General features: G+C 62.4%; 11 protein-coding genes. 9 read left to right on the top strand and 2 right to left on the bottom strand.

The annotated features are described in order from the left end of the window. Nucleotides 1-39 precede the first annotated feature (39 nt). Nucleotides 40-1266 (top strand): acyl-CoA dehydrogenase family protein, encoded by a 1227-nt coding sequence (locus ASD00_RS24915; RefSeq protein WP_057209782.1) that lies wholly within the window; start codon nt 40-42, stop codon nt 1264-1266. Between the two features lie 366 nt (nt 1267-1632). Here ASD00_RS24915 and ASD00_RS24910 read toward each other — a convergent pair whose 3' ends face one another. Together ASD00_RS24910 and ASD00_RS24905 are read right to left on the bottom strand one after the other, a co-directional pair. Next, the gene (locus ASD00_RS24910; RefSeq protein WP_057209780.1) at nt 1633-3030 is read right to left on the bottom strand and encodes an LLM class flavin-dependent oxidoreductase; all 1398 of its coding nucleotides are present in this window, start codon (nt 3028-3030) and stop codon (nt 1633-1635) included. 80 nt (nt 3031-3110) lie between these two features. After that, nucleotides 3111-4328 carry an SfnB family sulfur acquisition oxidoreductase gene (locus tag ASD00_RS24905; RefSeq protein WP_057209779.1) on the bottom strand — a complete coding sequence of 406 codons (1218 nt, stop codon included), beginning with the start codon at nt 4326-4328 and terminating at the stop codon, nt 3111-3113. Between the two features lie 392 nt (nt 4329-4720). On the opposite strand from ASD00_RS24905, the gene ASD00_RS24900 reads away from it, so the two are divergent. From ASD00_RS24900 to ASD00_RS24870, 8 genes are all read left to right on the top strand, one after another. Continuing rightward, nucleotides 4721-5107 carry a hypothetical protein gene (locus ASD00_RS24900; RefSeq protein WP_025429219.1) on the top strand — a complete coding sequence of 129 codons (387 nt, stop codon included), beginning with the start codon at nt 4721-4723 and terminating at the stop codon, nt 5105-5107. A 218-nt stretch (nt 5108-5325) separates the two neighbouring features. Further along, nucleotides 5326-6228, top strand: coding sequence for a LysR family transcriptional regulator (locus tag ASD00_RS24895; protein WP_025429218.1), 903 nt, complete (start codon nt 5326-5328; stop codon nt 6226-6228). A 153-nt stretch (nt 6229-6381) separates the two neighbouring features. Further along, nucleotides 6382-6870, top strand: a complete 489-nt coding sequence (locus tag ASD00_RS24890) for a GAF domain-containing protein (protein WP_025429217.1) — start codon at nt 6382-6384, stop codon at nt 6868-6870. A 61-nt stretch (nt 6871-6931) separates the two neighbouring features. Further along, nucleotides 6932-8059, top strand: coding sequence for an NAD(P)-binding domain-containing protein (locus ASD00_RS24885; RefSeq protein ID WP_107027552.1), 1128 nt, complete (start codon nt 6932-6934; stop codon nt 8057-8059). Nucleotides 8060-8445: 386 nt separating this feature from the next. After that, nucleotides 8446-8583, top strand: a complete 138-nt coding sequence (locus ASD00_RS40350; protein WP_156585776.1) for a hypothetical protein — start codon at nt 8446-8448, stop codon at nt 8581-8583. A 264-nt stretch (nt 8584-8847) separates the two neighbouring features. After that, entirely contained in the window at nt 8848-9792 is a 945-nt protein-coding gene (locus tag ASD00_RS24880) for an ABC transporter permease (protein ID WP_057209777.1), read from the top strand. Next, nucleotides 9789-10607, top strand: a complete 819-nt coding sequence (locus ASD00_RS24875; RefSeq protein WP_025429213.1) for an ABC transporter permease — start codon at nt 9789-9791, stop codon at nt 10605-10607. Before ASD00_RS24880 ends, ASD00_RS24875 begins: the two co-directional genes overlap by 4 nt. Beyond that, nucleotides 10604-12232 carry an ABC transporter ATP-binding protein gene (locus ASD00_RS24870; RefSeq protein ID WP_057209775.1) on the top strand — a complete coding sequence of 543 codons (1629 nt, stop codon included), beginning with the start codon at nt 10604-10606 and terminating at the stop codon, nt 12230-12232. Before ASD00_RS24875 ends, ASD00_RS24870 begins: the two co-directional genes overlap by 4 nt.

Raw genomic sequence — 12232 nt, 5'->3', positions numbered from 1 at the left:
TAAATGCACTATTTCGCCTCCACCAATGGAGAGAGGCGAATGAGCAACGTGCATTTCCTCCGGGAACCCGAACCGGCCAATACCGAACAGGAAGAAAAGCGCCAGCTTCTGTTTGCGCAGGCGAGCGAACTGTCGGGCAAGCTCGCCCGACGCGGCGCTGAACTCGATCGCCTGGGCCTGCCGCCCCGCGACGAAATCGAAGCGCTGCGTCAGGCGGGGCTGCTGACGGCATTGCATACGCCTGAAGTTGGCGGCGCGGGCTTGAGCTGGGTGGATGGCTTGCGTCTCGTCCGGATCATCTCGCGCGGCGAAAGCTCGATCGGCCAATTGCTCGGCTACCACTATGTCAACAGCCAGTATGTCTACTGGGCGGCCGCCGATCCGAACCAGGCCTGGGTGCTCGGTGCCGAAACAGTCGAGCGGCAGCTCTATTGGGGCGCAGCCGTCAATCCGCGCGATCCCGGGCTGGTACTTGAGCGGCGCGGCGGCCACTATGTCCTCAACGGTCGCAAGACGTTTTCGACCGGCGCGCACGTTTCCGACCGCATCAACGTCAATGCGGAGTTCGAGGGCAAGATCGCCAATTTCGTCGTGCCGACGGACCGGCCGGGTTATGTCGCCCATGACGATTGGGACAATATCGGCCAGCGCCTGTCCGACAGCGGGAGCGTCGAGTTTTGCGACTTTCCCGTCTACGAGCGTGATTTCATCCGGCCGCTTGCCGACCCGTCCGATCCGCCTGCGGTGCAGGCGACGTTCAACACGCCGCTGATACAGCTGGTGTTTGTCAATTTCTATCTCGGAACCGCGGAAGGCGCGCTCGCCGCCGCACTCGACTATGTCAGAACCACCACGCGACCCTGGATCACCTCAGGCGTGGCTCGTGCCAGCGACGACCCCTATATCCTCGAACGCGTCGGCGAGTTGCAGGCTACCTTGAAAGCATCCGTCGCTTTGGCCGATGTTGCGGCGGGCGTTGTCGAGGCCGCGTTGTCGAAAGGGCGGTCGGTGACGGGGCGCGAGCGCGGGGAAGCAGCGCTTGAAGCCTATGCCGCCAAGGTTAACGCCACCCATGTGGCGCTCGATGTGACGACGAAGGTGTTTGAATTGATGGGAGCACGTGCCACGGCAGCACATTATGGCTTCGATCGCTACTGGCGCAACGTTCGCACCCACACGCTGCACGACCCTGTTTTCTACAAGGCCCGCGAGGTCGGCGACTTTGCTTTGAATGGCCGAATCCCGCCTGTGAGCCTATACAGCTGACCTCGAGAGGTCAGGGGCCCGGTGGACGGACCATCGGGCACTGGCACCGATGGAACGCGCTCGGATCCTTCCGGGCGCTTGGGCTGCTGACAGGGTCCGGCCGGCTGACGAGCGAGGCGCTGGCTTTGATCGGCGTCTGTTCTGATCTTTCCGTCATGCTCGGGCTTGACCCGAGCATCCATCTGCCTCGAGCCGTGGCGGTCAGATCGCGTTTCTCGCGATGGACGCATCGGGCCTGGATCCTCCGGTGAAGCCCGAGGATGACGACGTGAGACGTACGACTGCCACGTATGCATAGTTATACTCTTGCGCGCCCCGAGGATCCGAGCGCCCCCAGCCATCGAGCAATTTCTGCCGAGGATGCTCCTATGCGGAAGCCGCGATCGCCTGCGCGTTTCCGGCGAGTTCCCGATAGCCTGCGCCGGGATGGGGTGCTGCGAGCCGTGGGCCGGCGCCGAACAGCTTTTCCCGCAGCGTGCCTTCGCGATAGCTGGTCTTGTAGACGCCGCGCTTCTGCAACTCCGGGACCAGCAGATCGACCGCATCCTCGAAGGTTTCGGGCGTGACGGCATAGGCAAGGTTGAAGCCATCGACATCCGTGTCCTCGACCCACTCCTGCAGGAGATCCGCGACCGTTTGCGGCGAGCCGACGAAGATGGGGCCAAAGCCGCCGATGCCGACCCAATCGGCCATTTCGCGTACGGTCCAGACCTTATCGGGATCGATCGTCGTAAGGGTCTCGACCGCCGACTGAACCGCATTGGTATATCGGTGGCGGAGCGGTTCGTCCGGCGCGAACTGGCCGAAATCGATGCCGGTCCATCCGGAGATCAGTGCCAGCGCACCTTCATAGGAGACGTGGCTGCGATACTCGTCGAACTTCTTCTTCGCGTCCGCATCGGTTTCGCCGAGGATCACGGTCTGCAGATTGAAGGTGAGGAGGTCGCGCGGATTGCGCCCTGCTCGCTCTGCCGCTTCGCGGACATTGGCTACATATCGCTTCAGGACGGTTTTTGAGGGGGCGGCGACGAAGACGCACTCGGCATGGGCGCCGGCAAAATCCTTGCCGCGGCTGGAGGCGCCTGCCTGGTAGAGAACGGGCGTGCGCTGCGGCGACGGTTCGCTGAGATGGATGCCCGGCACGGTGAAATGCCGCCCTTGGTGGTTGATCGCATGCACCTTGTCCGGATCGGTGAAGATGCCCCCTATCCGGTCGCGCACGACCGCGTCGTCTTCCCAACTGCCTTCCCAGAGCTTGTAGCAGACCTCGAGATATTCCTCCGCGATGTCGTAGCGATCGTCGTGCCGAGTCTGCTGCGCCTGGCCGATATTCAGCGCACCGCTGTTGAGATAGGAGGTGACGATGTTCCAGCCGACGCGGCCCTTCGTCAGATGATCGAGCGTCGAGATCCGCCGTGCAAAGGTGTAGGGATGTTCGAACGACAGCGAGGCCGTCAGCCCGAAGCCCAGATGTTGCGTCGCGTGCGCCATGGTCGGCACCAGCTGCAGCGGGTCGTTGACGGGAACCTGGGCGGAATGCCGGAGCGCCGCCTCTACATTGCCGTTCAGCACGTCATAGACGCCGAGCACATCGGCAATGAACAACCCGTCGAACTTGCCGCGTTCAAGCGTCTTTGCCAGATGCACCCAGTAGTCGAGATCCTTGTAACGCGACGACTGGTCGCGCGGATGCGTCCAAAGCCCTGGCGATTGATGGCCGACACAGTTCATGTCGAAGGCATTCAGCCGGATTTCGCGGCTCATATCCGTCACCTCGTGGAAAGCTGCAATCGCTCGGGAGATCGGTGCCGACCTTCCGGGGAAGGGCGGCATCAGGGCAGGGGTCAGAGTGCCCCGTTCTTCGGTGGGGCGACGCCGTTCAGATGATAGTTGCCGACGACGTGATACTTCCAGCGCACGGGATCATGCAGCGTGTGGGTGCGGGCGTTGCGCCAGTGGCGGTCGAGATTGAGTCCGATGCGGGTGGACGACGTGCCGGCGAGTTCGAAGAGCGTGTTGGTGGCTTCGAGCGCGATTTCTGTTGTCAGCACCTTGGCGGCGGCGACCGCCAGCGTCGCCTCGATGATGCCCTCCTCGGTGCCGTTGATCTGGGCGATGTCGACCTTCTTGCCGGCACGCTCGACGATGGCGGTCGCCGCCTCAAGGCGGATTGCGAGTTGTCCGATGCGGGCGATTGTCAGTGGATCGTCCGCTGCCCTCTCGACGCCGCTATCCATCCAGGGCCGTGCCCGGTTGCGCACGAAGTCGAGCGTCTCGGCGAAGGCGGCGCGCGCGATGCCGAGATCGATGCCGGCGTGGATGATCTGGCCGACTGAGCCGATCGTCGTCGGACGTTCGAAGCCGCGGTGATGGCGAACGATCGCGTCGGCCGTGACGTAGACATTCTGCAGCACCGTCGTGCCGCTGCCGGTGGTGCGCTGCCCGAAGCCGTCCCAGTCGTCGATGACCTGAAGGCCGTCGGCACCGCGCGGCAGGAAAGACATGGTGAGTTTCTCGTCCTGGTCGAGTGCGAACACGACGATCCATTCGGCAAAGAGCACGCCGGTCGAATAGAACTTGCGGCCGTTGAGGCGGTAGCCGAGACCATCAGGCGTCAGGCGCGTCGCATAATCGCCGACGGTCTTGGTGTCCTTCTCGGAGAGCGCATTGCCGAAGCGGTCGCCAGCGAGCGCGCGTGCGAAGAAGAATTTCTTCTGTTCCTCCGTGCCGTCGGTGCGCAGCGCTTCGAGAATATAGAAATGGTTCTGGGGGATCTGGCCGATCGAACTGTCGGCTTCGGACAGGATGGCGGTGATTTCCGCCAGCACCGCGTTGGAAACGTCGATGCCGTCATAGTCGGAGGGCACGGTGATTGCGAGCAGCCCGGACTGGGCAAGGGTGTCGAGTTCGTCGAAAGGCAGGATCCGGTCGGTATCCCGCTCGTTTGATCGATTGGCAAAATCGCCCGCGAGTTCGCGCGCGATTTCCAGCGCCTCCTCCTCGCTTCCGATCCGGTGTGCCGGGAGCTTCGTCTTCTCGGACAGCTGCGAGATCGTTCCCATATGATCGCTCCATTTCGATAGTGGCGCATATCTGTGAATTATCTGGCGTCTTCAGGTAAGATCTTATATTCTATGGAATATATGGATATTAGTTTTTCGTTCCTGATGTTCTGACGAATGGTCGGCCCTTTCAAGCCGATACAGCGATATGGAGCACGAATTGGCTGTCGACCGGGCGTGGCGGGTGCAGTTCCAAAACCGCCGTCCTCAAAAAATTTCAAAAAAAGTTGCCGGTCGCTTGGAACCATTGTCGCGCTTCTGCATTTCGCCATGGCCTGCAGTCTACCGATTGTGTGGTCGTCAAAGTACCGGCCACACGGCACGATGACAAATACATGCTGACAGTATTGGCCATTCGCGTTTCCCGGCCTTAACCACTGAAGGAGACACAAATGACGAATTTGCTGCCCGCTCTTCATGAAGGGCATGCCTCCATCATCCTGCAAAATCTCTTTCGAGATGCCCTTGAGGCCTATGATGATTGGGGCGAGGGGATGCCTGAACCCGTGGTTTCGTTTGAAGGCAAATTGCTGCCGATCAGGGTCGTCTTCGACTGGATGAAACCTTGCACGGATATCATGCCTGCAAACATGATCGGCATCGTCACCGATCGATTAAGCAAACCCTGGATTGGCGACGGTCCGCTCGATAAAATGACGTTTTCGACGGCGGCGCGCGTCATGTCCGTTCTGACCAAACGTCAGTTGCGTCGTTATGGCAGCGGCTCGATCGAGGTCTTTGCCGAGCGCTTCAAACCATCGCTACGCGTCGACGTCTGATCGACGACGAGACAGCCTGAACAAGCCGGAGAGCGCACGCGTGCTCTTCGGCACCCACCATCTCCATATCCTAACGGTCCATCCTGGCCTTGCGCATCAGTTGTTCTGCCCACGCGGAGTAATCGCACGCCTGACGCTGCCGTCGAATACGGCTTCCTAGATTGTCCGCCTTTTCGTAAACACGGAGAAGATGGCAATGGGATGGATGCGGAGCCGGCATGAATTTTCGACAATTGGAAGTGCTGCGCACCCTGCTTGCCACCGGCTCGACGATCGCGGCGGCGAAAACCATGGGGCTTAGCCAGTCCGGTGTCAGCCGTCTGCTGCAGCAACTGGAAGAGGACCTGTCGCTGACGCTGTTTGCGCGCGACAAGGGCCGGCTGATCCCGACGCCCGAGGCGCTGAAGCTGTCCGAGGATGCCGAGCATATTCTGCTCGGGATCGATCGCTTCACGAATCTCGCCCAGGATCTTCGCAGCGGCGCCGTCGGCCCGGAAGTCGTGCGCATCGGCCTGCCGAACAGCATGTCCGAAAGCTTCGCCCCGGCGATGCTGGCGGATTATGCCAAGGATTTCCCCGGTGTGCGGGTCGAAACCTTCTTCGATACGACCGTGGCGATTGCCCGCCTTGTCGAACAGCGCATCATCGATTTCGGCTTCCTGCGCTACGAGGGGCAACTGAGCGCCAGCCTCGAAATGCAGCCGGTGGCGGGCGGCGTCAGCGTCTGCGTCATGGCGAAGAGCCATCCGCTGACGGCGCTCGACCACGTCACCCCGAAGGAACTCAGGGGCATACCGCTGATCCTGATCGGTCGCCGGCGGCCGACCCGGGTCATGCTCGACGAGATCTTTCGAAAGGCGGGCGTGCCGCAAAAGGTCAAGATCGAGACGCACAGCAACAGCTCGGCCTGCGCCTATGCCGCCCATGATCTTGGCGTTGCAATCATCAGCAGTTTTTTCGCCAACCTGCATCGGCATCTCCCGATTGAAATCAGGAGCTTTACGCCGCACCTGACGCAGGATTTCGGCGTCGCAACCGCCGCCGGCGTGCCGCTGTCGATTGCGGCTCAGGCGATGATCGATTGCCTGAAGCGACAGGTCGCCACTTCACAAGAGCCGTGAGGGTCTGAATCCGGACATCGGCGTCGGGTCGCGTTTGTCGAACCGTTTTCCGCCAGCGCTCCGTTTCGCTGCCGGCGCGGACGCGCTGCAATTGGCAAATGTCGGGCGCGGCACTACATTGCCAGTCCGTATGATGAGAGAGTGAAAGAGATCATGTTCCAGGCGGCGGTAATCGACACAGGCGACAAGACCGAATTCTATCGGGAGTTGGCGCAGCAACTCGAAGCGCTGCTGCATGGCGAGCCCAATATGATCGCGAACGCCGCAAACACCTCGGCGCTGATGTACCAGACGATGCCCGACCTGAATTGGGCTGGCTTCTACTTTCTCGATTCTGATGACGAATTGGTGCTCGGGCCATTTCAGGGCAAGCCCGCCTGCGTGCGCATTCCTGTCGGCCGTGGCGTCTGCGGCACGGCCGTAAAGGAAGGGCAGTCGATCCTGGTCGAAGACGTGCACGCCTTTCCTGGCCATATCGCCTGCGATGCGGCGTCCCGCTCCGAACTCGTGGTTCCCGTCCGACGCCAAGGCCGGGTGATCGGTGTCATCGACCTCGATAGTCCTAAACCGGCACGTTTCGACCGGGACGATCAGGCCGGCATCGAAAAACTGGCCGCGATCTTTGCCGCGGCGATTGGCTGAAAGTCGCCGCCGTGGATGATCTGATGAGCAGTGATCAGCCTTCGGTCTTGGCTGCGTGATGATGGACATCCAGAACGCCTTTGCCCCCGCCAGCGAGGCCGAGACGCATGCGCGCGTCGCCCGCAAGATCGACATCGTCGTCATCGGTGCCGGACAGGCGGGTCTGTCTTCGGCTTATCATCTGAGCCGGTTCGGGCTATCGCCTCAGATGCAATATGTCGTTGTCGACCGATCGCCACAGCCGGGCGGCGCCTGGCAGTTTCGCTGGCCGTCGCTGACGCTGAGCACCGTCAATGGCATTCACGATCTTCCCGGCATGAAATTCGCCGACGCCGTCGATACCAGCATGGGCGAAGTCCACGCTTCCGTCGCCGTCCCGCAGTATTACGGCGCCTATGAGAAGGCATTCGACCTTCCCGTGCACCGACCGGTTGCCGTCAAGGTCGTTTGCGAGCGGGGCGAGCGTTTCAGGGTCGAGACCGACGCCGGCGTCTATGCCGCCCGCGGCATCATCAACGCCACCGGCACCTGGGAGTCTCCCTACATTCCACCCTATCCGGGATCGGATCTCTTCAGGGGGCGTCAGCTGCACACCAAGGACTACCAGACCGCCGGGCAGTTTGCCGGGCAGCACGTGCTGGTCGTCGGCGGCGGCATCTCCGCGATCCAGCTGCTCGATGAAATATCCAAGGTGACATCGACCACATGGGTCACGCGCGAGGAGCCGGCCTTCCGTGAAGAGCCGTTTACCCCCGAGGTCGGACGCGCTGCCGTTGCCATGGTCGAGGAACGCGTACGCCGCGGTCTGCCGCCGGGCTCGGTCGTCTCCGTGACCGGTATTCCGGTGACGCCGGCGATCCTTGCCGCACGCGCACGCGGCGCACTCGAGCGCCAGCCAATGTTTGCCGAAATCACCGAGCATGGCGTGCGCTGGCCGGATGGTCGCGAGCAGCAAGTCGACGTCATTCTCTGGAGTACCGGCTTTCGAAGCGCGCTCGATCACCTGGCGCCGCTGCAACTGCGCAATGCCGATGGCGGCATCCTGATGACCGGCCGGCTTGCGACACAGGTGGCAAAAGACCCGAGGATCCATCTCGTCGGTTACGGCCCGTCGGCTTCCACCATCGGTGCGAACCGGGCAGGCGGTGCCGCGGCCCGCGAGCTCGCCGATCACCTTCAGCTGCTCTAATCGCCGGCCGACGCGATCTCTTCGGCGTTGACGTCGGTGTCCCGCAGAGATTGTGCCCGGCACATCCATCGGCCCGTCACGGCACCGACCCTCGGGCAATGCGTCCAAAGGATGCGACCCTCGATATCAGCCCAAAACTCCGCTTGAGCCGGACGTTGCGTCATACCTTAAACGTGATTCCCGAAGGCGCTTTGAAGAGCCAAGCGTCGAGCCAAAGCGACCCCAGCTTGCGGGAATTACTCCCGTAAATGCCGGCCGATGCGCGTGGCGTTTCACGTCATCGGGCAATGACACCAGTGATTTCGTCTGGTCGTGCTCGAAAGTGATGCAAGGATACGGTCGCGGATGATGTTGCAGGCAACGCAGAAGAACGCCAACCGGCCGCCATGACAGTTCGGTTTGTGTTTGCCGGCATCGTCTTCGGCGTGCTCATGGTCGGCATCGCCTCAGCCATCAGCGCCACGGGCAAGCGCGGCGGCCACCTGTTTCCCGATCTCAAGATCGGTTTCAACATCCGTTGGTGATTTAAAGTCCATCGCTGACTGTCTTTTTGCGTCGGCATCGCAGGGCAATGCTCCCCGACTGCAAGCGCGACTTCCGCCCAGCGCATGATGCCGCACGTTATCGGCCCCTTTGGCAGCTCCCATGTCATCCCTTCGTCATAGAGCTATGACGATTCCTCATAATATTGCGCGGTTTTTTCCATTCGATCATAGTCGTGTCAAGAAAAGCCGGCAGGAGGGCCGAATCGCGATGTCGCGCCAGGCTGTTCTCAGTACGGGGAACCCATGATCAAGTTCATACTCAATCGTCTCGTGATGGCGATACCGACGATCGTCATTGTCTCGGTTGCCGTCTTCACGCTCATCCGTCTCATTCCCGGCGATCCGGCCGCGCTGATGCTCGGCGATATGGCCGAGCCGCAGCAGATTGCCGAAATGCGCAGCGTGCTCGGCCTTGACCGAAGCATTCCCGAGCAGTTCGTCATCTGGGCCGGCAACATCCTGTCCGGCGACTTCGGCCGCTCGATCGTCACCGACGAGCCGGTGCTTCATCTGGTGCTGAGCCGCTTCATGGTGAGCGCCGAGATCGTCGTCATCGCCGTGTTCCTCGCGAGCCTGATCGCCGTTCCCGCCGGCGTCATCGCCGCCTGGCGGCAGAACAGCCTGACGGACCTGGCGCTGGTCGGCACGGCCACCGTGCTTCTGTCCATCCCGACCTTCTGGCTCGGCCTGCTATTGCTGCTTGCCTTCGGCCTGAAGCTCGGCTGGCTGCCGGTGCTCGGTTACGTGCCGATCTCGGAAAACTGGACGGCGGGCCTTCTCTACCTCGTCCTGCCCGTCATGACGCTGGTCATCCACGAAATGGGCGTGATCATCCGCATGGCGCGCGCCTCGACGCTCGAGGTTCTCCGGCTTGATTACATCACCCATGCACGGGCCAAGGGACTGTCGGAAAGCGCCGTCCTCTGGAAGCATGCGTTCAAGAATGCGTTCGGCCCAACCTGGACGATGATCGGCCTGATCCTCGGCAATCTGCTCGGCGGTATCGCGGTCATCGAGACGGTCTTTACCATCCCCGGCCTCGGCCGTCTGATGGTCGATAGCATCTTCCAGCGCGACTACCCGGTGATCCAGGGCTGCCTGCTGCTCGTCGCCTTCTCCTATGTCGTCGTCAACCTCGTGGTCGACCTCCTCTATCCTCTCTTCGATCCGCGGGTGGTGGCAGAATGAGAAAGCTCACTTTCAACGGCGTCATCGGCGGCGGACTGATCGCCGCTCTGGTCATCACCGCGCTGATCGGCGTGTTCTGGACGCCCTACGATCCCAGCGCGCTGGGCTTCACTTCGCGTCTGGCCGCCCCCGGTGCCGCCCATTGGCTCGGCACCGACGAGTTCGGACGCGACGTTGCCAGCCGGTTGATGATCGGTGCCCGCGCCAGCGTCTGGATCGGATGTCTGACGGTCGCCTTCGCGGTCGTCTGCGGCACCCTGATCGGCCTCATCAGCGGCTATGCCCGCGGCTGGGTCGATGGCGTCATCATGGCCGTCAACAACGCACTGCTCGCCTTTCCGGGCATCCTGCTGGCGCTCGGGCTGCTCGCGGTCTTCGGGGCTAACCAGTACGGCATCATTTTCGCGCTTGGCATCGCCTACACGCCGTCGATGGCGCGTGTGGTGCGCGGCGCCGTCTTGTCGCTGCGCGAACGCGAATTCATCGAAGCCTCGCGTGTCATGGGCAATGGCGAAATCTACACCATGCTGCGCCACATCCTGCCGAACTGCCTGGCACCGATTACCGTGCTGGCGACCTCGATGTTCGGCTGGGCAATCCTGTCGGAAAGCGCGTTGTCGTTTCTCGGCCTTGGCGTGCCGCCACCGGCGCCGACCTGGGGCAACATGCTGGCTGCGGGCCGCCCGTTCATCGAACAGGCCGTCTGGCTCGGTTTCTTCCCCGGCCTTTGCATCGCGCTGACGCTACTCGGCATCAACCTTCTCGGCGACGCGCTCCGCGACAAGCTCGACCCCCGCATGCGAGGCCTGAAATGATCGGCAGTTCCCTACTCAGCGTTCGCGACCTGTCGCTGGCCGTTACCCATAATGGCAACCAGGTGGTCAAGGATGTCAGCTTCGACGTCGGCCCTGGCGAAATCGTCGGCATCGTCGGCGAATCCGGTTCCGGCAAGACGCTCGCGACCCGCGCCATCATCGGGTTGATCCCGCCTGCCGTGCGCCATGCCGGCGGCACGATCAGTTACCGCGGACGGGATGTCCTGTCGATGAAAGATCGCGACCTCCGGCAGTTGCGCGGCGGCGAGATCGGCGTCGTGTTCCAGGAGCCGATGACCTCGCTCAACCCGTCGATGACCATCGGCAGGCAGCTTGAAGAAGGCCTGATCCTGCATACGAAGAAGAGTGCCGACGAGCGTCGGGCTGCGATACTCGACATGCTGAAGCGCGTCGGTCTGCGCGAGCCGGAGCGGGCGCTTGCCGCCTATCCGCACGAGTTTTCCGGCGGCATGCGCCAGCGCATCATGCTTGCCTCGGTGATGCTGCTGAAGCCGGCCCTGCTGATTGCCGACGAGCCGACGACCGCGCTCGACGCCGTGGTGCAACGTGACGTCATGGAGCTGATGGTCGAACTGACCAAGGCGGAAGGCACGGCCGTTCTCCTGATCAGCCACGACCTGCCGATGGTGGCGCGCTACACCAATCGCTTCGTCGTCATGGAAAAAGGCGTGATCGTCGAACAGGGCACGACCGAGGACATTCTGAGCGCACCGGAGCATCCCTATACCCGCAAGCTCCTGTCTTCGCTGCCGTTTCGGGCGGCACCGCGCGAGCTCGACATGTCCCGCACGCCGATGGTGTCGGCCCGCAACATCGTGGTGGAATATCCTGGCCGCAAAGGGCTCTTCCGCAAGCAGGCGCCGAAGCGCGCGCTTCACGGCGTCAGCGTCGACATCCATGTCGGCGAAGTCGTCGCCCTTGTCGGCGGCTCCGGCTCGGGCAAGACGACGCTTGGCCGCACGATCGCCGGTCTCGTCCAGGAGACCGAAGGCGAGATCCTCTTCCAGGGGCGCGAGCGCAGCGCTGACTGGCGTGATTATCGGCTGAACTGCCAGATGGTCTTCCAGGATCCCTACTCTTCGCTCGACCCGCGCATGACCATCCAGGCGCTGGTCGAAGAAGCGCTCCGGCTGGTGCCCGATCTCGACGGTGCGGCCAAGCGCAAGCGCGCGCTCGAAACGCTCGAAGAAGTTGGTCTTAGCGGCGATTTCGCCAGCCGCTATCCGCATGAGCTTTCCGGTGGTCAGCGCCAGCGCGTCGCCATTGCCCGGGCGATTGCCCGGCGGCCGAAGTTCCTCATCGCCGACGAACCGGTCTCGGCGCTCGACGTGACGGTGCGTGCGCAGGTGCTCGAACTCTTCTCCGATCTGCAGAAGCGCTACGGGTTTTCCTGCCTGTTCATCAGCCATGACCTCGGCGTCGTCGAGCAGGTCGCCGACCGGGTGATCGTCATGCAGGACGGCCGCATCGTCGAGCAGGGCGATCGCGACCGGATCTTCGACCAGCCACAGGAAGCCTATACGCGCAAACTGCTTTCGGCGATCCCCGCGCTCGATCTCAATCACACGGGTGGCGTCACCCTCAAATGGCGCCTGGAGGCCTGA

The sequence above is a fragment of the Ensifer sp. Root31 genome (assembly GCF_001424825.1).
Classification (GTDB): domain Bacteria; phylum Pseudomonadota; class Alphaproteobacteria; order Rhizobiales; family Rhizobiaceae; genus Ensifer; species Ensifer canadensis.
Note: the sequence above shows the minus strand (reverse complement) of the source record. Positions and strands in the feature narration are given on the sequence as shown.